The sequence below is a fragment of the Sporosarcina thermotolerans genome (genome assembly GCF_030067815.1).
GTDB lineage: Bacteria > Bacillota > Bacilli > Bacillales_A > Planococcaceae > Sporosarcina > Sporosarcina thermotolerans.
In genome coordinates, this window is record NZ_CP125968.1 from 2,933,299 (window position 1) to 2,958,440 (window position 25,142).

The following is a 25,142-nucleotide window of genomic DNA, read 5'->3' on the forward strand; positions in this document are numbered from 1 at the left end:
AACGCTTGTTTTAGTAGTAAAATAATTTTAGAAGGATGAATTATTGTTGAAAAACCGCGTCTTACAACAGCCTTACCAATCTTTGGTTTTGCAATGGACTCCTGCAATTATCGCCGCAATATTAATCTTTATGGTTCCTCCAGTTGGAATTGCAATCATTATCGCTTACTTTACCGCTCCAATTTTAACAGCCATACGAACGATGACACGACTTCCTTTAACAATCGCTACACTATGTGTGATGCTCTCCATCTTGTTCATAATTAGTACGTTTTCATTTATAGCTTTGCACGGGTTGATGGATACAATTCCAATTGTGGAGCGTCATCTTGCTCAGTACACAGGTAAAACCGATTTATCCGGAAAAGTTTTTTCGTTCCTTGAAGGGAAATTTATCGAATATGGACATGCATTGTTAGAATATGCCATTACATTTACAGCTACCTTTTTCCAACGTATTTTCAGTCTATTCATTTTCTTAGTTGCCTATTTTTTTGCATTACGTGAGTCTGGCAAGAACCGTTATTGGTTTCTTATTTATTTCCCGATTAAGATGCGAAAATCCTCTAAAAGGATTTTCACTAAATCAGGTGAATTAATAGGCACATTCTTTTTTGTAGAGGCAAGACTATTCCTTCTGACATTTATCGTTCTGAGTATTGGATTTTCATTATTAGGCTTCGAATCCCCGATCGGAAATGCATTCCTTGTCTCACTTGTAGACAGTTTGCCATTACTTGGAATTGGTCTGTTTTTGCTTCCTATGTCAGCTTTCTTTTTCTATTCAAACCAATTTTTCATCGGTGTTTCGCTTATCCTTCTATATATCTTCGTTCTTACGACTAGACAATTGGCGGAATCCTATATGTGGGCTTCGGCTTTTCGCGTAAAACCGATCCATGCCTTCTTCATAACGGTCTGCTCTTTTTATCTTTTCGGTCTTCCTGGCATACTATTAACGCCATTCCTGCTATTTGCTGCCCTGAAGCTGAAAATGAATCCGTATTTTACCGGATAACAATCTGACCTTTTTTCATTTTTTCATAAATCCATTTGATGATAAAAGGACGTATAATATTTCTTGGCCATTTAAACAAAAGTAAAAGACCGGCTAAATCTGTGATAAAGCCGGGCATGATCAAAAGAATTCCGCCAAGGAAAATACAAACGCCATCAATGACAGCGTTGCCCGGGGTTTCCATGGATGCCATTCTATTCCGCAAATCGGTCCAAGCTCTGAGTCCTTGGGTCTTCGCCAAGTAGGCTCCTCCTACACCCGTTGCGATGATGATAAAAATCGTTGGCAGAACACCAAATGTTTTTCCCGAATAAAGGAGTAACGCGATTTCCGCAGTAGGCAATAAAATAAAAGTAAGCACCAGCGTTTTCTCAATACATCCACTCCATTCCTAAAAAGGCTGCTTTCGAAAAGATTCGAAAGTCAGCCTTTTGTATACTAATATTATTATAAAACTCTTGCATGCCCATTGTAAATTACGCCGGATTCCGCATCCATTGTAATTTCTTGACCACTTGCAATTACTTCAGTCGCTTTATCCACGCCAACGATAACCGGGATTCCCAAACTCAATCCAACTACTGCCGCATGACTCGTCAAACCAGATTCTTCTGTTATGAGTCCTGCACATTTTTCAATCGCAGGCATCATATCTCGATCAGATGCATATGTGACAAGGATTTTTCCTTCCAAATTATGGTTCAAGGCTTCATTTGCATTTTTGGCAACAATCGCTTCGCCAAATGCAACTGTTTTCCCAATCCCCTGTCCTCGCGCAAGCATATCACCGATGACATGGATTTTCATTAAATTCGTCGTACCTGCCTCACCAACAGGAACACCTGCAGTAATAATGACAACATCGCCATGAGTAACATATTGATGCTTTACGCTTTCCTCAACTGACTCTTGTAAAATCGCGTCTATGGAATGGACTCTTTCTCCAATAATCGGGTAAATTCCCCATACAAGAGTTAATTTTCTTGAACATTCATCAGATGCAGTAATAGCGATAATAGGACAACCAGGTCTATATTTAGCAATCATTTTTGCCGTTTGACCACTTTCAGTCGGTGCCAATACAGCCTTAACTTTTAGATTAATAGCTGTATAGGCAGCTGCTTGACCAATTGATTCCGTCATATTTCCTTGTTTTTCACGTCGACGAGTTGATACCACTGAATGATAATCTACTGCACCTTCCGCTGTCCGAGCAATTCGATCCATTGTACGGACCGATTCTACGGATAGAGTCCTGCTGCTGTTTCACCAGAAAGCATGATTGCATCAGAACCATCCAAAATAGCGTTTGCTACGTCACTTGCTTCTGCTCTTGTAGGACGCGGATTGCGTTGCATCGAATCTAACATTTGCGTAGCTGTAATGACTGGTTTTCCAACTTGATTGCATTTTTCAATCATATTTTTTTGAACAAGGGGAACCTCTTCGGCAGGGATTTCCACGCCAAGATCTCCCCTTGCAACCATTAAGCCATCCGAGACATTCAGAATTTCATCTAAATTGTCAACGCCCTCCTGGTTTTCAATCTTAGGTATGATATGAATAGCTGCACCGCCGTTGTTTTCAAGTAACTCCCGGATTTCCATAACATCAGAAGCACGACGGACGAAAGATGCCGCGATAAAATCAACACCTTCTTCAATGCCGAATAAAATATCCTCCTGATCTTTCTCTGTTATGCCAGGTAGTTGCACGGATACACCCGGAACATTGACACCTTTTTTATCCTTCAAAATACCAGAATTTACAACAATCGTATGGATCAGTCCATTTTCTTTATCCAAACCAAGAACTTCAAGCTGAATAAGTCCATCATCCAAAAGAATGACAGAACCTTTGTCAACGTCTTCAATCAATTTATCATATGTGACTGAAAAGGCTTCGTCTGTACCTTCCACTTCAGCCATCGAGATATCGATATGTTGGCCAGTTATCAATTCTACTTGTCCATTTTTCATGGAATGTGTACGAATCTCGGGGCCTTTCGTGTCAAGCAGAATTCCTACAACTTTCCCTGTCTTATTCGAAGCTTCCCGGATAGCCGAAATTCGGGCTCTGTGCTCTTCATGCGATCCATGTGAAAAGTTCAATCGTGCTACGTTCATACCTGCTTCCATTAACTGTTCAAGTATTTCTGGTGATTCACTCGCCGGTCCGATGGTACAAACAATCTTTGTCTTTCTCATTACAATACGCCCTTTCATATTGTGCTTTTTAAATCGACAATTCTTTTGATAATTTGTATAATTCCATATCTAAGGAGTGGTCTGTTGGTTTAAATACCACTTCTAAATCATAGTCTACCACCACATTGTTTTGCATACCAATTGCAACACTACTTCGCCCTTCACGCAGCACTTCTACAGCCCTCGCACCATATTGGCTTGCAATGACGCGATCCCTTGCAGAAGGCGAGCCGCCCCGTTGAATATGCCCTAATACGGAAACCCTTGTTTCAATATTCGCCTTTTCTTTTAATAAATCCGACAAGCCTGAGCCAGACATGACACCTTCAGCAACAATGATAATACTATGCTTTTTGCCACGCCCTGTTCCACTTTGTAATCGATTGACAATTTCATCCATATCAAAACCTGCTTCAGGAATGAGAATTGTTTCCGCTCCACCAGCCAATCCAGCCCAAAGTGCAAGGTCACCAGCATCTCGGCCCATCACTTCGATGATGAATGTACGTTCATGAGATGTGGCGGTATCTCGTATTTTATCAATTGCATCAATGACTGTATTTAATGCCGAATCAAAACCGATTGTAAATTGGGTTCCATTAATATCGTTATCTATAGTAGCTGGAACACAAGCACATGGAATACCTAATTTGACCAATTCTAATGCCCCTCTGAATGATCCATCGCCACCAATAATGACAAGACCTTCGATGCCGTTCAATTTTAATTGATGAACCGCTTTCTTTCGACCTTCCTCAGTCATAAACTCCTCTGAACGGGCAGATCTTAGCATTGTTCCCCCCGTTGAATAATATCACCGACGGAGCCAAGTTGTAATTGTTCGATTTTCCCTTGAATAAGCCCTTGATATCCATTGAATATACCAGAAACTTCAAGACCATCATGTATGGCCTTACGGACAACTGCACGAACTGCTGCATTCATGCCCGGAGCATCTCCTCCACTTGTTAGAACACCGATTTTTTTCAACAAGAACACTCCTTGGTATGTATTTCAAAAAAGGCGAAAAGATGCGAAAAAACCTCGCATCCTTCCTTACTCAGTAAATACGCCTAAGTTTCTATATTTAGAATACCGATTCTCTATCAAGCTTTCCCCATCCATTCCCTTAAAGGCATCAAGAGATTTTCTAAGCGCCTCACGTATAAATTCAGATTGCTTCTTAGGATCTCTATGGGCCCCTCCCATTACTTCAGGGACGATATCATCAATTATACCCATTTCCAACAGATGTGGTGCAGTGATTTTCATCGCCTCAGCCATCTGCTTTGCGAGCGACGCATCTCTCCAAAGAATGGAAGCCGCCCCTTCAGGTGAAATAACCGAACACCATGAATTCTCAAGCATCAGGAAATGATTAGCGACGCCAATTGCAAGTGCACCACCACTTGCTCCTTCACCAATTACGATTGAAATAACAGGCACTTTAAGTCCCGCCATCTCAACAAGATTTCGGGCAATGGCTTCACTTTGCCCACGTTCCTCAGCAGCTTTTCCTGGATATGCTCCTTTTGTATCGATTAAGCATATGATTGGTGGACCGAATTTCTCAGCCTGTTTCATTAAGCGTAATGCCTTTCTGTACCCATCAGGATGTGGCATACCAAAGTTCCTTTTTAGGTTTTCCTTTGTATCCCTACCACGCTGTTGGCCAATAATGGTAACTGGTTGATTTTCAAAAAAACCAATCCCGCCCACAATCGCAGCATCATCTCCGAATACCCGATCCCCATGAAACTCCATGAAATCTTCGAATAAATCACTAATGTAATCGAGCGATGTAGGACGTTCTGGATGTCTTGCAACCTGTACACGATCCCACGGATCCATATTTTCATAAATTTCTTCTTCAAGATTCTTTAATCGCACTTTAAGGTTTTCAATTTCTGTTGATAAATCAACCTCAGACGAATTTGTAAATTCCTCTAATTCTTTAATTTTCTCACGAAGTTTAATGATTGGTTCTTCAAACGTTAGTGTCTTACTCATGTGCATTTTCCTCCCTAACATGAAGTCGAATGATTTTGGAAAGAGTCTCTTTCATATCTTCCCTATGAACGACAGCGTCCAGTTGACCATGGTTCAATTGGAATTCCGCTGTTTGGAAATCATTCGGCAACTTTTCCCTAACAGTCTGTTCAATAACACGTCTACCGGCAAAACCAATCAAAGCTTTTGGTTCGGCAATATTAATATCCCCAACAGATGCAAAGCTTGCCGAAACACCACCAGTTGTCGGATATGTCATCACGGAAATATATAATAAACCTTTTTCGGAATGGCGTTTCAGTGCCACACTTGTTTTTGCCATCTGCATTAACGATAAGATACCTTCCTGCATCCTTGCACCGCCACTTGCTGAAAAGATAATGACAGGAAGACCTGATTCAGTTGCATGTTCAACTGCACGAGTTATTTTTTCACCAACAACAGAACCCATAGAACCCATGCGGAAATGGGAATCCATAATGGCAACCGCAACCTTACTTCCACCAATTTTTCCAGTTCCGGTCAATACAGCTTCATTCAATCCAGTCTGCTCTTTATCAGATGCCACTTTTTCCATATAAGATGGAAAATTCAATGGATTCTCCGTCTTCAAATGATTATCCATTGACTCAAAGGTGTCCTCGTCAAATAAGCATTCCACCCGCTCCCATGCAGTCATCTTAAAATGATGACCACATTTCTGACAAACCTTTGCAGTTTTCAAAAGATCTTTAGTCAATATGATTTCTTTACATTCCGGACATTTGGTCATAATCCCTTCAGGCACATCATTTTTCGCTTCTGCTGAAGGTATCGTTATCGCTTGCTTCTTTTTATGTTTTGTAAAAAGATCTCGGATCATAGTAATTCTTCCCCCTCAATTTTTTCTATCCATTTTTCGTAAGATTCCAATGCTTCGAAAACGTGCCCACCAAGCAAGTTTTCAAGCAATGCATTCATAATTTGGCTTTCATTCGTTTCTGTCATTTTTCCATAAGGCACTCTGCTATATTGCTTCAATAGAAACCAGATTTTCAATGATAAGCGGTTGTCCGTTGCTACAATCATTTCCCGGACAATATCTTCTCTTAATATGGAACCTTCTTCTTCCAACCTTACTAATAGGCTTTTCCAAACCGGGAGCTGTTGTTTTTGTGGGTCTTTACAAATAGATTGGATTGCAGCCTTCTCGTGGATAATGCGAGTTTCTCTTGCATCTTTGGCAGAATCAGGCTGTTGCATAATGAATGTAGATAAAACCTCAACAAGCTGATGTTTTTTGAAATCCCCCAAAAATGTACCTTCTCCACGGCGTGTTTCAATTAGTCCTAATAACTCAAGGCTTCGAAGTGCTTCGCGGATTGTTGATCTTCCTACTTGTAGACGTTCCGCCAGTACACGTTCAGACGGTAATTTATCACCAATTTCTATACCTTCTGCCTTAATCATGAGCCTTAGTTCTCCAACTATGTCAAGAAACATCTTAGATGATGGTTTTGTATTTTGCATTGGGCCCCGCCCCTTTAGGTAATTCATCTTCCGAAAAGTGGTCTGACCACTCATGTCTAATAGCATACAGAAAAATGGGAGTTGCGTAAAGCGATTTTAAGGAAAAATATCGGAAATACTGGTTAGCCCATAATTATGTCCAGCAAAAATAATAAAACAGGTAAAGGATAGCATTTGCATTCCTTCACCTGTTTACCCCTGAAATTAAATTTTATTAACTTTTTGAACGATCAACTGGGTTTGGCCGTTGCGTTTTTCCATCGTTCCTTCAAGTTGTACCATTGCGAGTTCTTGTAGGTGAACATTGCTTACAGCGTATTGCTTAGGAAATAGTGTGCAGGATAGTTCGCCAGTTTCGTCTTGTAGAGTTAGGAAAGCCATTGCTTCACCTTTCTTGGTGCGTATGCGTTTGATTTCGCGAATTAAGCCGGCGACTTTCAATATGCTACGTTCCCTAACATTAGGGACATCTACAAGGTCAATGATATTGCCGCCTAAATTCTTTTTCATTTCCAATGCTGGATGTTCAGATAAATAGAAACCCAACACTTCCCGTTCGTATTCCAACATAGCGAATCTGGGCATTGTTCCACCTGGGGTGTATTTCGGTTTTGCTATGGAATAAATGACGTCATGGAGTAAGTCATCTTCCCCTTCGGAACCGATAAACATTGCATGATTCCGGCAGCTTCGATAGATGCTAACAGAACAGATCTGTTTTCTCTAAATTCATCAAGTGCACCTGCTTTTATTAATGGAATAATAGCTTTTTCCGTGAAATTTGTTCCGCCGATGGCAGCAGAAAAATCGAATAATGATTTCCAACCAACCTTTGTTCGCGCTGACTTTACAACGTTATAAAATGAAGGGGTCACGCCCTTAATGGCGCCAAGTCCAACACGAATCGAACCATTTTCAACGATATGTGAAAATTTACTTTTTTGGATTGATGGCGGCAGAATTGTAATCCCTTTACTCCTTATTTCATGGATGTATTCCATTATTTTATCTTGGTTGCCCGTCGCTAACGATAAGAGAGCTGCGTAAAAATATGCAGGTTCATTCGCTTTGATGAAGGCTAATTGGTAGGAGATCAAGGAATACGCCACGGCATGGCTTTTCGGGAATCCATAATCCGCAAATTTAACGATCAAATCATAGATTTCACTCGCCGATTTTTCTGGGAAGTTATTGTTTACTGCACTCTTAACAAAATGCTCCCTTTCTTGTCGCAATATTTCTCTTTTCTTCTTACTTACTGCCCTTCGCAAAAGATCCGCTTCAGCCATTGAAAATCCTGCAATTCGCACGGCTATTTGCATGATTTGCTCCTGATAGACGATGATGCCTTCCGTCTCTTTCAAAATCGGTTCAAGCTGAGGGTGAATATAATGGACTTTTTCATTATTATTTTTCCTTCTGCTGTATAGAGGAATGTTTTCCATCGGACCGGACGATATAATGCATTTATGGCATAGATATCACTGAATTCGTCAGGTTTAATAAGTCTTAAGGCGTCTCTCATTCCGTCTGATTCGAACTGGAATACCCCTGTCATATCCCCTTCCCTGAACAACTCAAAAGTCTTCTGATCATTTAAAGGTATTTCTTCGAAATTCAACACGACTTCTTTGTCATGCTCAATCATGGATTTGATACGATCCATCAATGTTAGGTTCCGTAACCCAAGAAAGTCCATTTTCAATAAGCCGACTTCTTCAACGTCTCCCATGGCCCATTGCGTTAAGTAAATATCGTCTGTCCCGTTTTGTAGGGGAACTGTTTCCACAAGTGGGACTGGGGAAAGAATGACGCCTGCCGCGTGCGTTGAGGCATTTCTTGGCAATCCTTCCAAAGCCCTCGCTGCTTGGTACCATTTGTTTCGGATAGGGTCCAAAGCAATCCAATCCTGAAGCGCCTTTGAGTGTTTAACAGAGTCTTCCAGTTTTCTGCTATGACCTTCTTGTATTTGTTTTGACAGAAATCCCATTTCTTCATTACTAAAATCGAATACCCGGGCAACATTTCGAGCAACAGATTTAGCCGACAAAGTGCCGAACGTAATGATTTGAGCTACATGTGATTTCCCATACTTTTTGGCAACATACTCAATAACTTCAGAGCGTCGATTATCTGCAAAATCGATATCGATATCGGGCATTGTAATTCTTCCCGGGTTCAGGAAACGCTCAAAGATAAGTCCGTATTTGATAGGATCTACGTCTGTAATACCGAGTGAATAAGCGACAAGTGACCCCGCGGAAGAACCCCTTCCTGGTCCTGTAAGAATACCCTGTTCTCTCGAGAAACGCATGAAGTCCTCTACGATTAAAAAATAATCGGAGAACCCCATGGATTCTATTATTTTTAGCTCATATTGTATTCTTTCAAAATAGGTCGGGGTTACGGAACCAAGTCGTCTTACCAACCCTTCCTCACAATGTTCCTTTAATAGCGTAGCTGAGGTTTCACCTACTGGAACCGGAAAAGCAGGCATCTGAAATTGACTCGGCGGTAATTCCGCATTGCAGGACAGCATTATACCTGACATATTTTCAAGCCATTCAGGCTGATCTGAAAACCAGTTCTGAAATTGTTCTTCTTCAGGAAGAAAAGCATCGTAAACTTCGATTTTGGGTCGAGAAGGGTCATTTAACTTATATCCGGATCGAATGGCAGTGGCGACTTCAAATGCGAACGCATCCTCTTCCATAAGATATCTTGACTCATGGAAGGCTGTTATCTCTATTCCGTTCGCCTCACTAATTCTTTGAATCTCTTCCTCGGAAGGATGTCTTACACCGCCTGGTCTGGAAACTCCGATGTAAACCGTTTGGCAAGCATTTCCTATTTTTTCAATGGTGTCGGTTAGCCGCCACTCTTCCCATGATTTATCGGTCAAAGGGCAAATAAGGACACAGCCCTCACTGTAAGCTTGCAGCCATTTTAATGGCAGCGTCTCCTGTTCCCTTGTCGCCATAGCACTACTGATTTTAAGTAAGTTGCCATATCCCTTATCATCCTTTGCATAGGCGAAAGGGAGCACATCCTTTCCTTCAGTAATATCAAGACGGATCGATAGACCGATAACCGGGTGGATATCGTATTTCTTCATTACATTATAAAATGAACGTACTCCGTACATTTTTGAATTGACGATTCCTACGGATTTAGCCCCTCTCCTTTTCAGAAGGGGGGCTAAGTGGTCGAGTTTTATAATTCCGCGCAATAGATCGGCGCCGGTTACAATTTGTGGATAGACAAGAACCAATTTCAACCCCTCCGACCCGTTATTTCACCGTGCATAATACTTTCAATTTGGCAATGATCTCATCTGCTTTTTCCCATGTGTAAACAGATGCTCCTGAAGCCAAAGGATGTCCTCCGCCGTCATACTCAGCCGCTAACTTGTTGATCACAGGGCCTTTCGAACGTAAACGCACTCGAATTTGATCATCTTCTTCAACAAAAATCACCCAGGCACATATTCCTTTTACATCGCCAAGGGCCCCGACAAGCTGAGAGGTTTCGCTAGCAGTTACATTAAATTCCTTTAATATCGACTTATCGATTTTAATGAAAGCCGAGCCATTTTCATCGATTGTAAAATTTTGATACATATACCCTTTCAAATGAAGCAGTCTACGATCTTCTTCGTACATTTCAGCAAAAAGACGAGTTCGATCGAAATCATATTTAATAAGGCTGCTTGCAATTTCAAAAGTTCTTACTGTTGCACTTGGGAAGAGAAAGCGACCAGTATCCCCTACAATCCCTGCATAGAGTAAGCGCGCGCAATCATCAGACATCTTCCAGCCGTAATGCTCCTGTCCTTCTTCGAATAAGAGATAAATCATTTCAGAAGTAGAACTGGATTCTGTATCAACCCATCTCAGATCACCATACGGATCGACATTAGGATGATGATCTATTTTCAGTATAAAAGCGCCATTCAAGTAATTCTCCGCATCAATCCGCTCAGTGTTCCCAGTATCTGTAATAATCACAAGTGCGTTATCATAGTCGGATGCAGTTACTACATCCTGAGTAGCTAAATAAGAAAGCATTTCATCATGCGTTCCCGATGCATATACTTGTTTAGTAGGATAGTTTGTTTTTATCAATTCCTTTAACCCTACCTGAGATCCATATGCATCTGGATCCGGTCTGACATGTCGATGGATAATGATCTTGTCATATTTCTCAATTGTGTCGATGATTTGTCTTTTCAATTTCAGTTTCCTCCACGTTTCAATGATTTTTAGTCGCAATCCCAAAATAAAGCCGCTACAATGGAAGAAGTTCTTTGATGGAGGCCTTTTTATGAAAACAATAAATTTCTTTTTAGTCTTTTTCATCGTAGCATCTGGTGTTTTCTATTTTTATTTTAAAACTCGTCAATTTAGGACAAGTTATGTATTTCCAATCCGTAAAAAAATGTTTGCGAGTAAAGCTGGATCTTTCTTAGGCGGACTTCTGCTTTTCTTTGGCATAAACCAGCTTATTCTTTTTCAAGGCATTGTCACCTATTTGGTTTCCGGGTTATTCATCGCCTTTGGTGCATACATCATCTATTTCAATACGAAAGCAACAAAGCATTATAAGCAGTATGTTGACGAAGAGACAAGGTTGAACGAAAACTGATGCACATTGCATCAGTTTTTTTTGTTTTTCGTCTAGCTCCAGGTGGCAGCTGCTCGGGTCATAAGTCAGCTCTGCTGTAAGGCAAAGGGCGCCTTTTCGCAGATCTGCCTTATGCCTGTCGCAGCTAACCGCCACCCTCCGCTTTTGTCGTTATCTCTCAAACAACTGATACATGACCATCGCTTTGGCAATGAGTTCCGAATCTGAGAAAAGGTCGAAGTCCACTTTAACGAACCTACGGCTCATCTGGAGGATTCTTGGTTCAACGGTGACTACACTTCCAAGCTGTACGTGTTTAATGAAGTAGATTGTCATGTTTTCAGGTACACTTTCACCGCGCTTACGCATTTTAATCGCCCGGTTGCCAACGTCTGTCAAAAGCGTCGTCAATGCCCCATAGGATAATGATCCAAATTGATTTGTCATTTGAGGGACAACAGAGAATTCGACATTCTGCGGGTGATCCGGCACCGCTTTCATCTGTCCTTTAACGATATCATCTATTTTCTCGCCCTGTTGTGGTTGCCTTTGCGTCATTTGCAATGCCTTCAGTACATCTTGCCGACTAATGATACCTTCTAAAATGTTAGTATCACTCACTACCGGCATTAAATCGATGCCCTCCCAAATCATGCTATGACCAGCGGATGCAACACTTGTTTTACCACTTACTGTTATTGGATGTTGGGTCATCACTTTTTCAATCAGATCCGTTTCATTCTTTCCTACTGCATCCCGTGATGTAACAATTCCAATCAGCCTACCGTTCTTTTCTATGACCGGATACCCGGAATGTGCCGTTTTACGGTTCACTTCGTTAAAATAACCGACATTGTCCTTCGGGAAGAAAGTGATTGTTTTCTCAAGGGGTGTCACAATGTCTTCTACAAGCAGGATTTCCTTTTCTATTAATTGGTCGTAAATCGCCCGGTTCAACATAGTCGCAACCGTAAATGAATCATAGCTGGATGAGATGATAGGTAAATTCAATTCATTTGCTAGCTTTTTTGCTTCATCGGCAACATCGAAACCTCCTGTGACTAGGACAGCTGCACCTGCGCTTAATGCAAGCTCATGTGCCCTTAGCCTGTTTCCGACAATCAGTAAGCTGCCCGCGTCTATGTATCGTCTCATATCCTCAAGTTTCATGGCTCCAATGACAAATTTGGTTAGTGTTTTATGAAGTCCATCACGACCTCCTAAAACTACCCCATCAACAATATTGACGACTTCAGCATAAGTCAGTCGCTCAATATTCTCCTTCTTTTTCTTTTCAATACGTATTGTTCCCACTCGCTCAATCGTATTGACGAGCTTTTGGTTTTCAGCTTCCTTAATTGCCCGATATGCTGTGCCTTCACTAACTGACAAGGCCTTTGCAACTTGCCGGACGGAAATTTTTTCGCCGACCGCTAACCCTTCGATATAACGTAAGATCAATTCATGTTTAGTCGACATCTTTTCACCTTTTTTCTCTATTTACCTATTCCCATTTTATCATATATCAAAAAGAATAGCGTTTACCAAGGCATTGTTAGATTTCGAATTAATTGAAAAACCGATTCAGAACATAATTCCACTGTTCGAATCGGTCAATATTCAAATTTCTATTGAGTCTCCAGCCTGCATGATGTTCACTTCGTGAGTTGATACAAGATTTTTAAATTGTTGCGGATTTTGCCTGATTGGAGGGAATGTATTGTAATGAATTGGCACAACAAGTTTGGGATTCAACAGTTCTACAGCGACCGCAGCGTCTTCAGGTCCCATTGTGAAATTATCCCCAATCGGAAGGAATGCTACGTCGATTGTCTGACGCTTCCCTATTAAAGCCATATCACCAAATAGCGAAGTATCTCCGGCATGGTAAACCGTTTTTCCTTCTGCGGTAAATAAGATCCCTGAAGGCATTCCCGTATAGATGATTTCATTTTCATCCGTTGTGTAAGAAGAACTATGGAATGCCTGCGTTAATTTAACGCTCCCGAACTCAAACTCATTCATTCCACCAATATTCATGCCATGAGTATTGAGTCCCTGCCAACCGAGGTAAACGGCAAGTTCATTAGGAGCTACGATTAACGGGTTGTATCTTTTAGCAATTTCAATCGTATCTCCAACATGGTCATTATGTCCGTGCGTTAGCAAAATAACATCAGGCGTCTGATCGGATGCCTTTAGGTCAGTCAATTCATTTCCCGTGATGAATGGGTCTATTAATATCGTCTTTCCCGCCGTTTCAATCTTCACGACAGAATGTCCATGATAAGAAATCTTCATTTAAAATCCCCCTCCATATACGTTCATACTTACTTGTTTCGATAATCAAACACAAAACCCTCTTTTTTGGTATGATAAAATTATCCAAAGAGGAGGGTCAATATGAATAAAATTCAGGACATTCAGCAATTCTTGCAAGATGAAAATTTAGATGCAGCGCTCATTACAACTCCAGACAATGTTTTCTATGTATCCGGTTTTAAAAGTGAACCACATGAAAGACTTTTAGGCGTAATGGTATTCAAGGAAGCTGAACCATTCGTCATCTGCCCATTAATGGAAGTGCCTGATTTGAAGGCTTCCGGTTGGAATTTTGAAGCCGTCGGACACCAAGATACGGAAGATGCTTGGGAAGTACTTGCTGCAGCCGCACGGAAGAGAAATGTTTCGTTAGAGAAAATCGCTATCGAAAAATCTCATTTGACAGTTGAGCGAATGGAACGAATGGAAGAGCTCTTCGAAGGTGTAACAATTTCCCGTATTGATGAAAAGTTGAATTCCTTAAGAAATATAAAAAGCGAAGACGAGCTTATAAAGCTGCGAAAGGCGGCAGAATTAGCTGATTATGCAATAGAAGTAGGTTGTAAGGAGATTGCTGAAGGAAAAACAGAACTCGAAATCCTTATGGCAATCGAGTTTGAAATGAAGGGAAAAGGCGCAGAAAAGATGTCATTCGATACGATGGTATTGTCTGGTCCAAAAACTGCATCTCCTCATGGCAAACCAGGTTCCCGGAAAATCCAAAAAGGCGATTTCATTCTATTTGACCTCGGTGTTGTTTATGAAGGATATTGCTCCGACATTACAAGAACAGTGGCATTTGGAGAGCCATCCGAAAAACAGCGTGAGATTTATGAAACAGTTAGAAAAGCCGAACAGGCGGCAATGGATTTAGTCCGTCCTGGAGTGAAGGCACGTGAATTGGACAAGGTTCTGAGATGTCATAACGGAAGCCGGATATGGTGAGTACTTCACCCACCGCCTCGGGCATGGACTCGGCATTTCTGTACATGAATTCCCATCCATCACCGGGACAAATGATCTTGAACTTCAAGAGGGCATGGTCTTTACGATAGAACCAGGAATTTATAATCCAGAAATCACAGGTGTGCGTATTGAAGATGATGTCGTCGTCACAGCTGACGGAGTTGAAGTTTTAACTAAGTTCCCTAAAGAATTAAAAATCATAGAAGCATAAAAAATGCTGTCCGGTTTTCCGGACAGCGTTTTCATTACCCCAATAAAGTTTCTGCAGGCACATACTCAATGCCTTGCGCTTCAGCAACAGCTTTGTATGTGACATGGCCTTCCAATGTATTGATCCCCTTTTGCAAGGCAGGGTTATCCAAGCACGCTTGCTTATATCCCTTATTTGCAATTTGCAATGCATATGGCACCGTTACGTTTGTCAATGCCATTGTTGACGTGCGTGGAACAGCACCTGGCATATTTGAGACAGCATAATGGACGATTCCATGCTTCTCATACGTTGGATTGTCGTGAGTAGTTACACGGTCGGATGTTTCAAAGATTCCACCTTGGTCGATAGCGATATCGACAAGTACAGAGCCCGGCTTCATCGATTTAACCATTTCTTCAGAAACCAATTTCGGAGCCTTTGCACCCGGAACTAATACACATCCTATAACAAGATCAGATTCCTTGACTGATTCGGCAATATTGAATGGATTGGAAACAAGAGTCTGGATGTCGTTTCCGAACATTTCATCTAATTGGCGAAGACGATCAACTGATAAATCCAAGACAGTTACTTGTGCACCCATCCCAACTGCAATTTTAGCGGCATTTGTACCCGCTTGTCCCCACCAATTACAGTTACTTTACCGCGTGATACTCCAGGAACACCTGACAGAAGGATTCCTTTACCCCCATTGATTTTCTCAAGGTATTGCGCACCGATTTGAGTAGCCATTCTTCCAGCCACTTCACTCATAGGAGCTAATAATGGCAAAGAATTATTGACTTGTACAGTTTCGTAAGCGATTCCAATTACTTTATTATCAAGTAATGCTTTAGTCAATTCCAATTCAGGAGCAAGATGTAGATATGTGAATAAAATAAGCCCTTCGCGGAAATAACCATACTCAGATGCAAGCGGTTCCTTAACTTTCATGACCATATCCGCTTCCCAAGCTTCACCTGCCGTCTCGACAATTTCCGCGCCTGCATTGACATAATCTTCATCAGTGAAGCTCGATCCAAGACCCGCTCCTGTTTCGATCAACACCTCATGTCCTGCAGATTTCAAATTGAAAGCCCCAGCAGGCGTCATTGCAACCCGATTTTCATTATTCTTGATTTCTTTTGGAACACCTATGCGCATTTCCAATCCCCCTAAATATTGATAATAAGTTGGCCGATTCGACACATAATATGAAAGGACCAATGTACAATCAATTCTATCAGATTTGTTATTAGATTGCCGCATTTTAATTATACAATCGAATTTTCAGATTTATATTAAGTGAATACACTTTCCCCACTGTGACAATTTCGTCGAATTTGTCAGGAAATTGGAAGGGTTTTTGTGATTTTTGTAGAATATAATTAATATGTAAGTAAAATCTACAGGATGGAGTGAAGAACATGGTACTAAAATATGACCAAATTATTGTGGCTGTTGATGGATCCAAGGAATCTAAATGGGCTTTCAAAAAAGCAGTTGGCATAGCAGAGCGGAACAATGCTACACTGAATTTGGTGAATATCATCGACACACGTTCATATGCGGCTGTAGAGGCATACGATCGTTCCATCGCCGAACGGGCACAGAAATTTGCCGAAGAATTACTTAATGAATATAAGCAAGAAGCTGAAACTGCAGGTTTGCAAAATGTGAACATCATTGTAGAATATGGCTCCCCTAAAACAATGATTTCCCGTGACATTTCAAAAAAAGTCGAGGCTGACCTTATTATCTGCGGAGCAACTGGACTAAACAAAGTCGAACGCTTCTTGATTGGTAGCGTATCTGAAAACATCGTACGATCCTCTTCATGTGATGTGCTTGTTGTAAGAACACCTGAAGAATAAAACATATTGCAGAAAGGGCTGTCTAGATAGTCAGTAAAAACTGATTGTCTGTGACAGCCCTTTATCAATTATGCTATGGGTACTGTTGATTTGCGCTCCAGACGGCACGCTTTCCGGAGGGCGTGCGGTGAACCAACCCGTTCGCTTCGCTTCCATTGGTTGTTTCACCTGTCCCGCTGATCCTCCCGGAGTCGGCCGTCTTCCGCTCCAATCAACTAAGTGTTTGTTTCTATACTTCAAGCGCAAAAAAGACAGAACTTAGAAACTTCATAAATTCCCTCTCCCAATTTCAATTGAACTACTTTATGAAACATTGCAATCTGCACCATCGATTACGAATGCACTATCATCAAAATGATTTTTCTAATGAATTTTCAAATCACCATTCTTCATACGAATTTGTTTGGCCTTATAAATCTTAAGTAACTCATCAACACTCCAAAAAAGGAAAGAAGATAGAAGAGAGAGCAATAAAAGAAATTTCATTGGTTCCCAACCCTCTTCATTTCTATGTATAATCATGATAAATGCAGTAGCAAGAATTAAATGAATTACTAATGCAGCTCCCACTCTTCCTATCCCCTTTAATTTTTTAGTGACAAAATCGGATAGTACGGAACTTGGCAACCCATAGAGCAAAAGGATAGGGAATAAATTCATTCCAATCATTATTACAAACCCCGATGGTTCTATAAGGAAAAGAATACATGAACTTCTAATTTTTCTCTATTTTATTCCATTGATATTTCTGATGATTGAAGCGTCCTCCCAAAGCGGAAATCACCATTTTTGCAGACTATTTTTAATAATATACATTACTTTAGTCCAATCTAATAACTTTTGCTTGCATTTATTATCAATAAGGGTTAAGGTTTTAGTAATTTAATACTTACTTATTTCGAAAGTTTTGAAGTAAGGATAGAGGCGCAAAGACCATCAGTACACATTCGGAGGATAATGAGATCCTGTGATGAGTGTGGAAAGGGGAATTTGCCGAAGTGGAGAGAATCTCATTCTTCTTGAAGCTGGTTCTGGGTTGAATAAGTCCAGGATTGTCATATAGGAAACTATATGGAGGGCTATCTTATGCAGAGAAATAATTTATTTATTATTTCAAAGCAACAACGAGCCCTCGTTGTTGCTTTTTGCGTTCATCAACAAACCGCCCTCCACCCTCTATTTATTTTTTAAAAAATAAATGATAGGACGTGGAGATTATGAATTTCGGACAAATTGTAACAGCTATGGTGACACCTTTTAACGAGCATGGGGAAATTGACTTCCCTGCAACAAGAAACTTGATCAATCATTTACTTGCGAACGGAACTGACGCTTTAGTAGTGGCTGGTACTACAGGTGAATCACCTACATTGACGACAGAAGAAAAAATTACGTTATTCAAGTTTACTGTAGATGTCGTTGCCGGAAGGGTTCCGGTTATTGCCGGTACTGGTTCAAACAACACAAGAGAATCCGTGGAGCTGACTATTCAAGCAGAAAATATTGGTGTAGATGCAGTAATGCTTGTCGCAGCTTATTATAATAATCCTTGTCAAGAAGGCTTATATCAGCACTTTAAGACAATTGCAGAAGCCACTTCCCTACCAGTAATGCTTTACAATATTCCTGGACGCAGTGTCGTCAACATCACGGTAGACACAATCGTCCGCCTATCGGCAATTCCAAATATCGTGGCCCTCAAAGAAGCTAACGGTAATTTAGACGCGATGTCCGAGGTCATCGACCGGACGCCTGTCGGTTTTTCACTGTATAGCGGCGATGATGCTTTAACAATTCCAGTTTTGTCTATTGGTGGGGTAGGTGTTGTTTCCGTCTCATCACATATAATAGGAAACGAAATGCAATCTATGATTCGAAACTTTAAACTTGGCGATATTCAACAGGCCGCAAAAGAACATCGCAGACTGTTGCCAATGATGAAAGCTCTTTTCGTCGCACCAAACCCATCCGGTGTAAAAGCCGCGTTGAATTTAACAGGGGTCTCCGTCGGCGGAGTCCGCTTACCTATGATTCCATTGAATGACGAACAACTGCTTATCGTACAAAAAGCCTTGACTGTTAACGAAGAAGTAATTATTTATTAATTCAAGTTTAATTAAAAAAGCGACATGCCATTCCGAATAGGAACAGCATGTCGCTTTTTTTGTACTTACTTTTATTGTTCATCGACCCATTCATCAATCTTACGCAAGAATGATGCCATTGCATGTTTATCCGACATAGTCGGTACTTTCGTTAAAAGGACATCAGGTGTGCCTTTCATGTTCGCTTCAGGCTTCTGAAGCACAAGGATGCTTTTCTCATGAACCGTACTTCTAAATAATGACTCCGGCAGTTGAATAACCGCACGTACCAGTGCATTCTTTTTCACATATCGGTGAAGCAAGGATGATTGGTCCGATTCAAATAGGGAAGCCGGGACAAGGAAAATGCCATATCCCCCACCCTTCAAATGATTCATGGATTGTTCGATGAATAGATGATGCGAATAAGCATGTCCTTCGGCTGGCATCATTTCAAAATTGAGTGCATTGTCATCATCAGGATAAAACCCAACTGGTAGATCACAAACAACTAAATCAACCGGGTCAACCATTAATGGACGCAACGCATCCTGTACAAAAAACTGTACAGGCTGTTCAAGTAAATTTGAGGAAACCGCTGAAAGTCTTACTAATAGCTCATCGATTTCTACGGATGTAGCTACCGTTTTCTCACCCATCGCATTCATAACAGTAAACAAGAGATTTCCTGTGCCCGCAGCGGGATCTAATAATGTCACTTGATCTTTTTTATCCATCAGTCGACTTGCAAAGTGCCCGATCAGCATGCCAATCGCGTCAGGCGTCATCTGATGATTCGGTTGCGCGTGCTCCTTCATTCCTTTTAAAACCGCGAGCTGAATGCCTCTACGAATTTCTTCCTTTGTAACTGACGCATTTAACCTTGGCATAACTTCGCCAGATAACCATTGATTGCACGCCTCAATTATGGACTCTAAATAAAGATTTTCCTTATTGGAAGTAGCAAACTCGTCTAAAAACTTAAAGATATGTTCAGTATTTGTTACCATTTTTATCCCTCTTATCAATTCTCAAAAATATATTGCTGTTAAAAGCCCACCCGTTTCCGAGTGGGCCAATTATTATTTGGTTAATTCTTTTACAGCTTTAATCGCTTTTTCGTAATCCGGATGATCCGTTACTTCATTTACATATTCTACGTAAGTGACAGTATCATCTTTGTCGATGACAAAGATAGACCGAGTTAATAAACGCAATTCATTTATAGCGACGCCAAATGCTTCACCAAATGAAAGATCACGATGGTCTGACAACGTCTTGACGTTCATAGCATCTTCCGCATTGACCCATCTTGCTTGAGCAAAAGGAAGATCAACGGAGATTGTCAAAACTTCAACATCATCTCCAAGTGAATAGGCCTCTTCGTTGAATTTTTTCGTTTGCAAAGAACAGACACCTGTGTCAAGTGAAGGAACAACGCTGATCAAGCGAATTTTTCCTTTTGAATCGTTCAATGTAACTGGCTGTAAATCATTCGAAAGAACTGTGAAATCTGGAGCTTTGTCGCCTACCGCAACTTCTTTACCAAGCAATGTAACGGGATTTTGTTTAAAAGTAACATTAGCCATGAAGACGCCTCCTATATCATTTCATTTCATTCTACTAAACAATTGTTCCCGCTTGCAACTCTTCGCCCTTTTGCAAACGCTTTGTCTCAACCACTTCTTTTTCGAATGACTGCTCATGGATGACATAGGTATCCGCAAACAGATCATGCAATGCTTCTTTTTTAGGCATAAAAATCACCAATAGGTAAGGAATAGTCAAAAGTTTCGATATGAAACGTCCGATAACCTCTCTAAAAAGAATTGTTCCCCAAGAAAGCTCCCCACCGTCTTTTTGAACAACTTTAATGCCTATTATCATTTTCCCGATTGTTTGACTGAAAAATTTCGTCATTAGGGCAAAGTAAGTTAGGAATACTACAAAGATTACCACCTTGTACGAACTGAAAAGCAGAAAGCCCGGATTGGAAATTTTGATGTCAAAAATTCTAAATATCGGTTTGATGAGAATTCCACTTACTGCTGACACCATCATCAAGTCAATTACATAAGCCCAGAAACGGGTCCAGAAACCCGCCAATTTCGGCCTGAATTGTTCTGTTCTTATAATTTCATATTGTGGAAGGTGACTTTGCCCGGTAACATCCGCCATCGATTGATTTTGATTTACATCATCCGTCATGTCAGTTCCCCTCCCTTATTTTTCACCATACAAATACATCATTCTTGGGGCGTCATAATCTGAAAGTAACTTACCAATCAGTTCCGACTCCACATTACGGCCAAATAGATTCCCTACATTCACTCCGAAAATCGATGCGAAACTGTCCATAGGTGCATACTCAAATACTGTTGCACCTTCCAGTTTATAATCCGCTTTTATTGCATCGATCACATCACCCAACTTGCCGACTTCATCTGCAAGACCCGATTCTATTGCTTGTCTGCCATTCATAATTCGGCCATCGGCTACTTTCTTCACAGCTTCAGTTGACATATTACGACCTTCAGCTACAATCCCTACAAAGCGCTCATAGGAATCATTAACCATTTCCTGAAGCATATTATGTTCTTCTTTAGTCATTTCACGTGAACCACTCATAATGTCCTTATAAGGACCTGTCTTAATCGTATTAAAATCAATGCCGTATTTCTCGGCCAATTTGGAGTAATTTATGCTTTCCATGATGACTCCGATTGAGCCTGTAATTGTTTCCGGATGTACGAAGATCTTTTCTGCTGGTGCGGAGACATAATATCCGCCCGACGCAGCCATTCCACCCATCGCCACGTAGATGGGAATTTCCTTTTCAATTTGAATTTCCCGGATTGAATCGTAAATATCGGATGATTCAACTACACCTCCACCTGGTGTATTGACAGAAAGGATTACTCCTTTCACTGATTGGTCGTTAAGTACGTCATTTAGCTGGGACATGAAAAATTGATGGTTGTATCCCGTTGTTGCGAAAATGGAGCTTCCAACGTCTTGAATGACGCCGTCTAATTTGAGGACAGCGATCCGATCTCTGTTAGTGCCTTGCTCGATTACTTTTTCACTATATGCATTGTTTGTTGCACCCATTTGTTCTAAAAAACCGTTAACATCCCTTGTGAATATGTACGATAGCGAATTGACGCCCACTGAAATAAATATCAGAACCGCCGCTACTATGATCGCGATCCACCGTTTCATTGTCATAGGTTACTTCCTCCTTCTATTCTCCACCACTATATACGTCCAACCCTCATAAAATGTTTCATTTAATATTAGTAAATACTATACCATTGATTTCCGTTCCGATTGGACGCTTTCCGCGGGCATGGCTTCAGCCTCCTCGGCGCTACGCTTCTGCGGGGTCTTCAGCTCATGCTATTCCCGCAGGAGTCGCCAATCTCCACTACAATCAATTAGAAATCCCTTTAAATTTTCTGTCCAATATTGTCTTTTATAAAATTTTATTAACTAATATTTATGTATAAGGTATTTCTGTTGATTGGAGCGGAAGGCGGCGAAGTGCAACGATAATGCTCTCAACGCTTCGCTTTTGTTCGCAAAAGCCGTGCTTCGTAACGGCTTTTCCTGGGGGAAACCCCTGCCTTAATTTCTGCAAAAGGCGCAGAAATACGGCAAATCGAACTCTTCGTGGTTCGATTGGAAACCGTCCGCCTGAAGCGCAGATCAACATTATTAGATATTCCCAGTAAATTAATGCGCATTTCTTTTCATTGATATTGTCTCATATACTTTGGAAATGGTGAAAAGGATTAGGGCTGCCCATATAATTGAAAACGAAAGCATTTCAATTGAGGAGAATGACTCCTTATAAACCACTACTGCCAAAAACAACATCATCGTTGGCGCGATATATTGGAAGAAGCCCGACACATTTAAAGGAATCATTTGCACACCCTTCGCATACAAGACGAGCGGAAGCGCGGTTGCTACTCCAGTCAGTACAAGAAGTATGTCCGTTTTTACATCCGAATGCAAAAAGACAGCCTGCCCTTTCATGAACAGATAAATATAATATCCTATTGCAAATGGTGTCATGAACAAGGTTTCTATCGCCAATCCACGGAGTGAATCCAATTGAATTCTTTTCTTAATAAACCCGTATACAGCAAAAGTGACCGCAAGGGTTAAGGCAATCCAAGGGAATTTCCCATATGAAAATGTCAGAATCACAACAGCCGATGCCGCCAACAGGAAGGCAATCTTTTGTAGTGAAGATAATTTTTCCTTTAGAAAAAAGATACCAAGCAATACAGAAACTAACGGATTAATGTAATAGCCTAAACTAGTTTGCACAATATAATTATGATTAACAGCCCATATGTAAATAAACCAGTTGGATGTAACGAGTATGGAAGCTATAAAAAGACTCCAGAATTGAAACTGTTTTTTCCAAAGCTCACTTACATCCTGAAGCAATTGTTTTCCGTTCTTTAAAATAAGAATTAAAAGAAGCGTGGAAAAGAATGCCCACACGATACGTCCCGTTAGTATTTCATCGCTTTGCACATGAGATAAATGTTTCCAATAAACGGGCATAATCCCCCATATTAAAAAAGATGCTACGACCCAAAGTACACCGCTTTTTTCATTCTGCATAAAGGTTGCCTACTCTCTCTCTAAAATGACAATATTATTATTAAAAACCGGCCTCCTATAAATGGATGGCCGGTTTTAATTCATCCTTTATTTAGCTCGGCTTTTCTTAACTCAACACGCATGATTTTACCAGATGCTGTCTTTGGCAATTCTTTAACGAATTCAATTTTACGTGGATATTTATAAGGTGCTGTTAATGACTTCACATGATCTTGTAGTTCCTTTATTAAGTTTTCCTCGTGTTCCATTTCCGGGTCGCGTAATACGATAAATGCTTTGACGACTGCACCGCGAACTTCATCAGGGCTGCCTACAACAGCACATTCTCTTACAGCTGAGTGCTTTGTCAATGCATCCTCCACCTCAAATGGGCCTATTGTATAACCGGAACTGATAATGATATCATCACCTCGCCCCTCAAACCAGAAGTACCCATCTTCGTCAAGTTTCGCACGGTCACCCGTTACATAATAGTCTCCTCTGAACTGCATCTTCGTGCGTTCCGGATCATTCAAATATTCTTTGAATAGTGCTGGTGTGGAAATATGTACAGCTATATCCCCGACTTCTCCTGCTGAAACTGGAATTCCGTCTTCATTAATAATTTCAACACGATTACCCGGGGTCGGTTTTCCCATCGATCCTGGCCGTGCTTGCATTCCAAGCATCGTTCCGACCAGTAATGTATTTTCGGTTTGGCCGTATCCATCTCTAACTTGAAGATTGAAGATTTTGTTGAACGTATCAATTACTTCCCTGTTCAACGGTTCGCCAGCGGAAACTGCACTTTTTAAAGAGGACAAGTCGTAGTCCTGCAAATTTTCAGCCTTGGCCATGAAACGATATTCTGTAGGGGTACAGCATAAGACATTTACGTTATATTTCTTAATCATTTCCAAATATGTTTGCACGTCGAAACGTCCGTTATAAACTATACCTGTTGCCCCGCTTCCTAAAACAGAAAGGAATGGCGTCCAGATCCACTTCTGCCAACCTGGAGCTGCTGTCGCCCACACAATGTCTCCTTCGTTAATGCCCAACCAGTTAGGTCCCGCAGTTCTCAGATGTGCATAGCCCCAAGCATGGGTATGAACGACACCCTTCGGTTTCCCCGTTGTGCCTGAAGTATAAGAAAGAAAAGCCATATCGGACCCTTCCGTCTCGGATGCATCGAACTCAGAAGAGGCATCTTTCATCAATTCGGTCAATGAATGCTGACCATTTTCCGAATTTCCAATAACGAATAGTTTAACATCATTCATATTATTAACAGATTCAAACTGATCCATAAATGCTTCATAAGCAACGATTGCCTTTGCACCGCTATGTTCCAATCTGTATTCTATATCGGAGGAGCGTAGCATTTCCGAACTTGGAATGACTACAATACCTGCCTTCAAAGCGCCGATATATGTTATATAGGCTTCGATTAAACGTGGTACCATCACAAGGATTACATCGCCTTTACCCAGGCCGTTTTCGATGAAAACATTAGCGACTTTATTGGCAGATACCATCAAATCATCGTATGTAATTTCTTTTTCATCGCCATTTGAATTCACATAAATGAGCGCGCGCTTTCCATCACCAGTTGCGTACTTTTCGAATTCAGAAACAAGATTATACTTCTCAGGTGCCACTAATTGCTCGCGATTCATTCGTTTCTCCTCCTTTTTGTATAGTTCAATTATACAA

The 25,142-nt window shown here is 40.9% G+C and carries 20 protein-coding genes, 5 pseudogenes and 1 riboswitch; of the genes and pseudogenes, 5 read left to right on the forward strand and 20 right to left on the reverse strand.

Translation table 11 applies throughout. From position 1 onward, the window contains the following. Window positions 1-46: 46 nt before the first annotated feature. Window positions 47-1,018 (forward strand): AI-2E family transporter, encoded by a 972-nt coding sequence (locus QNH10_RS16605; protein ID WP_283732439.1) that lies wholly within the window; start codon window positions 47-49, stop codon window positions 1,016-1,018. Here the strand turns inward: QNH10_RS16605 and QNH10_RS16610 are convergent. The 10 genes and pseudogenes from QNH10_RS16610 to QNH10_RS16655 form a co-directional block, all read right to left on the reverse strand. Beyond that, window positions 1,008-1,379 carry an FxsA family protein gene (locus tag QNH10_RS16610; protein ID WP_283732440.1) on the reverse strand — a complete coding sequence of 124 codons (372 nt, stop codon included), beginning with the start codon at window positions 1,377-1,379 and terminating at the stop codon, window positions 1,008-1,010. The genes QNH10_RS16605 and QNH10_RS16610 overlap by 11 nt on opposite strands. A gap of 86 nt (window positions 1,380-1,465) precedes the next feature. Continuing rightward, window positions 1,466-3,225, reverse strand: a pseudogene (gene pyk, locus QNH10_RS16615) (pyruvate kinase). Between the two features lie 28 nt (window positions 3,226-3,253). Then, window positions 3,254-4,215, reverse strand: a pseudogene (gene pfkA / locus QNH10_RS16620) (6-phosphofructokinase). Between the two features lie 66 nt (window positions 4,216-4,281). Further along, a complete protein-coding gene (locus QNH10_RS16625) occupies window positions 4,282-5,235 on the reverse strand; it encodes an acetyl-CoA carboxylase carboxyltransferase subunit alpha (RefSeq protein ID WP_283732441.1) in 954 nt (317 codons plus the stop codon). Continuing rightward, complete coding sequence (gene accD, locus QNH10_RS16630) at window positions 5,228-6,097, reverse strand: acetyl-CoA carboxylase, carboxyltransferase subunit beta (protein WP_283732442.1); 870 nt, start codon at window positions 6,095-6,097, stop codon at window positions 5,228-5,230. Before accD ends, QNH10_RS16625 begins: the two co-directional genes overlap by 8 nt. Continuing rightward, window positions 6,094-6,744 (reverse strand): FadR/GntR family transcriptional regulator, encoded by a 651-nt coding sequence (locus tag QNH10_RS16635; protein ID WP_283732444.1) that lies wholly within the window; start codon window positions 6,742-6,744, stop codon window positions 6,094-6,096. The genes accD and QNH10_RS16635 overlap by 4 nt, the downstream gene beginning before the upstream one ends. 204 nt (window positions 6,745-6,948) lie before the next feature. Continuing rightward, window positions 6,949-7,416: an OB-fold nucleic acid binding domain-containing protein gene (locus QNH10_RS16640; protein WP_283732445.1), complete on the reverse strand. Its 468-nt coding sequence runs from the start codon at window positions 7,414-7,416 to the stop codon at window positions 6,949-6,951. Next, window positions 7,359-7,745, reverse strand: coding sequence for a helix-hairpin-helix domain-containing protein (locus QNH10_RS21270; RefSeq protein ID WP_430541126.1), 387 nt, complete (start codon window positions 7,743-7,745; stop codon window positions 7,359-7,361). The genes QNH10_RS16640 and QNH10_RS21270 overlap by 58 nt, the downstream gene beginning before the upstream one ends. Window positions 7,746-7,991: 246 nt before the next feature. Next, window positions 7,992-10,021: pseudogene (gene dnaE / locus QNH10_RS16650) on the reverse strand (DNA polymerase III subunit alpha); the annotation flags it as partial. Between the two features lie 13 nt (window positions 10,022-10,034). Further along, window positions 10,035-10,976, reverse strand: coding sequence for a DHH family phosphoesterase (locus QNH10_RS16655; RefSeq protein ID WP_283732448.1), 942 nt, complete (start codon window positions 10,974-10,976; stop codon window positions 10,035-10,037). Between the two features lie 91 nt (window positions 10,977-11,067). On the opposite strand from QNH10_RS16655, the gene QNH10_RS16660 reads away from it, so the two are divergent. Next, window positions 11,068-11,388, forward strand: a complete 321-nt coding sequence (locus QNH10_RS16660; RefSeq protein WP_283732449.1) for a YtpI family protein — start codon at window positions 11,068-11,070, stop codon at window positions 11,386-11,388. Between the two features lie 150 nt (window positions 11,389-11,538). Here the strand turns inward: QNH10_RS16660 and QNH10_RS16665 are convergent, their stop codons facing one another. Next, window positions 11,539-12,846 (reverse strand): DRTGG domain-containing protein, encoded by a 1,308-nt coding sequence (locus tag QNH10_RS16665; protein ID WP_283732451.1) that lies wholly within the window; start codon window positions 12,844-12,846, stop codon window positions 11,539-11,541. Between the two features lie 141 nt (window positions 12,847-12,987). Beyond that, window positions 12,988-13,668: a metal-dependent hydrolase gene (locus QNH10_RS16670; RefSeq protein WP_283732452.1), complete on the reverse strand. Its 681-nt coding sequence runs from the start codon at window positions 13,666-13,668 to the stop codon at window positions 12,988-12,990. A 102-nt stretch (window positions 13,669-13,770) separates the two neighbouring features. Between QNH10_RS16670 and QNH10_RS16675 the strand changes: the two are divergent. Then, a pseudogene (locus tag QNH10_RS16675) lies at window positions 13,771-14,866 on the forward strand (M24 family metallopeptidase). Between the two features lie 34 nt (window positions 14,867-14,900). Here the strand turns inward: QNH10_RS16675 and ald are convergent. Next, window positions 14,901-16,012, reverse strand: a pseudogene (gene ald, locus QNH10_RS16680) (alanine dehydrogenase). Between the two features lie 263 nt (window positions 16,013-16,275). On the opposite strand from ald, the gene QNH10_RS16685 reads away from it, so the two are divergent. After that, window positions 16,276-16,722 carry a universal stress protein gene (locus QNH10_RS16685; RefSeq protein ID WP_283732453.1) on the forward strand — a complete coding sequence of 149 codons (447 nt, stop codon included), beginning with the start codon at window positions 16,276-16,278 and terminating at the stop codon, window positions 16,720-16,722. 363 nt (window positions 16,723-17,085) lie between these two features. On the opposite strand, the gene QNH10_RS16690 is transcribed toward QNH10_RS16685, so the two are convergent. After that, entirely contained in the window at window positions 17,086-17,391 is a 306-nt protein-coding gene (locus QNH10_RS16690; protein WP_283732454.1) for a hypothetical protein, read from the reverse strand. Window positions 17,392-17,633: 242 nt separating this feature from the next. After that, window positions 17,634-17,812, forward strand: a riboswitch (Lysine riboswitch). Window positions 17,813-17,939: 127 nt separating this feature from the next. Between QNH10_RS16690 and dapA the strand changes: the two genes are divergently transcribed. After that, a complete protein-coding gene (gene dapA / locus QNH10_RS16695) occupies window positions 17,940-18,827 on the forward strand; it encodes a 4-hydroxy-tetrahydrodipicolinate synthase (RefSeq protein WP_283732455.1) in 888 nt (295 codons plus the stop codon). 71 nt (window positions 18,828-18,898) lie between these two features. On the opposite strand, the gene QNH10_RS16700 is transcribed toward dapA, so the two are convergent. The 6 genes from QNH10_RS16700 to mbcS all read right to left on the reverse strand — a co-directional run bounded on the left by QNH10_RS16700 (window position 18,899) and on the right by mbcS (window position 25,105). After that, window positions 18,899-19,816 carry a class I SAM-dependent methyltransferase gene (locus tag QNH10_RS16700; RefSeq protein ID WP_283732456.1) on the reverse strand — a complete coding sequence of 306 codons (918 nt, stop codon included), beginning with the start codon at window positions 19,814-19,816 and terminating at the stop codon, window positions 18,899-18,901. Between the two features lie 72 nt (window positions 19,817-19,888). Next, entirely contained in the window at window positions 19,889-20,395 is a 507-nt protein-coding gene (gene tpx, locus QNH10_RS16705; protein ID WP_283732458.1) for a thiol peroxidase, read from the reverse strand. Window positions 20,396-20,429: 34 nt separating this feature from the next. Continuing rightward, window positions 20,430-21,014, reverse strand: a complete 585-nt coding sequence (locus tag QNH10_RS16710; RefSeq protein ID WP_283732459.1) for an RDD family protein — start codon at window positions 21,012-21,014, stop codon at window positions 20,430-20,432. A gap of 15 nt (window positions 21,015-21,029) precedes the next feature. Further along, window positions 21,030-22,034, reverse strand: a complete 1,005-nt coding sequence (gene sppA / locus QNH10_RS16715; protein WP_283732461.1) for a signal peptide peptidase SppA — start codon at window positions 22,032-22,034, stop codon at window positions 21,030-21,032. 507 nt (window positions 22,035-22,541) lie between these two features. Continuing rightward, on the reverse strand, window positions 22,542-23,447 hold the full coding sequence (gene rarD, locus QNH10_RS16720) for an EamA family transporter RarD (protein WP_283732462.1): 906 nt from the start codon (window positions 23,445-23,447) through the stop codon (window positions 22,542-22,544). 80 nt (window positions 23,448-23,527) lie between these two features. Next, the gene (gene mbcS / locus QNH10_RS16725) at window positions 23,528-25,105 is read right to left on the reverse strand and encodes an acyl-CoA synthetase MbcS (protein ID WP_283732463.1); all 1,578 of its coding nucleotides are present in this window, start codon (window positions 25,103-25,105) and stop codon (window positions 23,528-23,530) included. Window positions 25,106-25,142 lie beyond the last annotated feature (37 nt).

Bases quoted from the DNA above. Each gene is read 5' to 3' on its own strand.
- QNH10_RS16625 (WP_283732441.1), bottom strand. From the start codon at position 5,235: ATGAGTAAGACACTAACGTTTGAAGAACCAATCATTAAACTTCGTGAG.
- accD (WP_283732442.1), bottom strand. From the start codon at position 6,097: ATGATCCGAGATCTTTTTACAAAACATAAAAAGAAGCAAGCGATAACG.
- QNH10_RS16635 (WP_283732444.1), bottom strand. From the start codon at position 6,744: ATGCAAAATACAAAACCATCATCTAAGATGTTTCTTGACATAGTTGGA.
- QNH10_RS16640 (WP_283732445.1), bottom strand. From the start codon at position 7,416: ATGTTTATCGGTTCCGAAGGGGAAGATGACTTACTCCATGACGTCATT.
- QNH10_RS21270 (WP_430541126.1), bottom strand. From the start codon at position 7,745: ATGGAATACATCCATGAAATAAGGAGTAAAGGGATTACAATTCTGCCG.
- QNH10_RS16660 (WP_283732449.1), top strand. From the start codon at position 11,068: ATGAAAACAATAAATTTCTTTTTAGTCTTTTTCATCGTAGCATCTGGT.
- QNH10_RS16665 (WP_283732451.1), bottom strand. From the start codon at position 12,846: ATGTCGACTAAACATGAATTGATCTTACGTTATATCGAAGGGTTAGCG.
- QNH10_RS16670 (WP_283732452.1), bottom strand. From the start codon at position 13,668: ATGAAGATTTCTTATCATGGACATTCTGTCGTGAAGATTGAAACGGCG.
- QNH10_RS16685 (WP_283732453.1), top strand. From the start codon at position 16,276: ATGGTACTAAAATATGACCAAATTATTGTGGCTGTTGATGGATCCAAG.
- QNH10_RS16690 (WP_283732454.1), bottom strand. From the start codon at position 17,391: ATGATTGGAATGAATTTATTCCCTATCCTTTTGCTCTATGGGTTGCCA.
- dapA (WP_283732455.1), top strand. From the start codon at position 17,940: ATGAATTTCGGACAAATTGTAACAGCTATGGTGACACCTTTTAACGAG.
- QNH10_RS16700 (WP_283732456.1), bottom strand. From the start codon at position 19,816: ATGGTAACAAATACTGAACATATCTTTAAGTTTTTAGACGAGTTTGCT.
- tpx (WP_283732458.1), bottom strand. From the start codon at position 20,395: ATGGCTAATGTTACTTTTAAACAAAATCCCGTTACATTGCTTGGTAAA.
- QNH10_RS16710 (WP_283732459.1), bottom strand. From the start codon at position 21,014: ATGACGGATGATGTAAATCAAAATCAATCGATGGCGGATGTTACCGGG.
- sppA (WP_283732461.1), bottom strand. From the start codon at position 22,034: ATGACAATGAAACGGTGGATCGCGATCATAGTAGCGGCGGTTCTGATA.
- rarD (WP_283732462.1), bottom strand. From the start codon at position 23,447: ATGCAGAATGAAAAAAGCGGTGTACTTTGGGTCGTAGCATCTTTTTTA.
- mbcS (WP_283732463.1), bottom strand. From the start codon at position 25,105: ATGAATCGCGAGCAATTAGTGGCACCTGAGAAGTATAATCTTGTTTCT.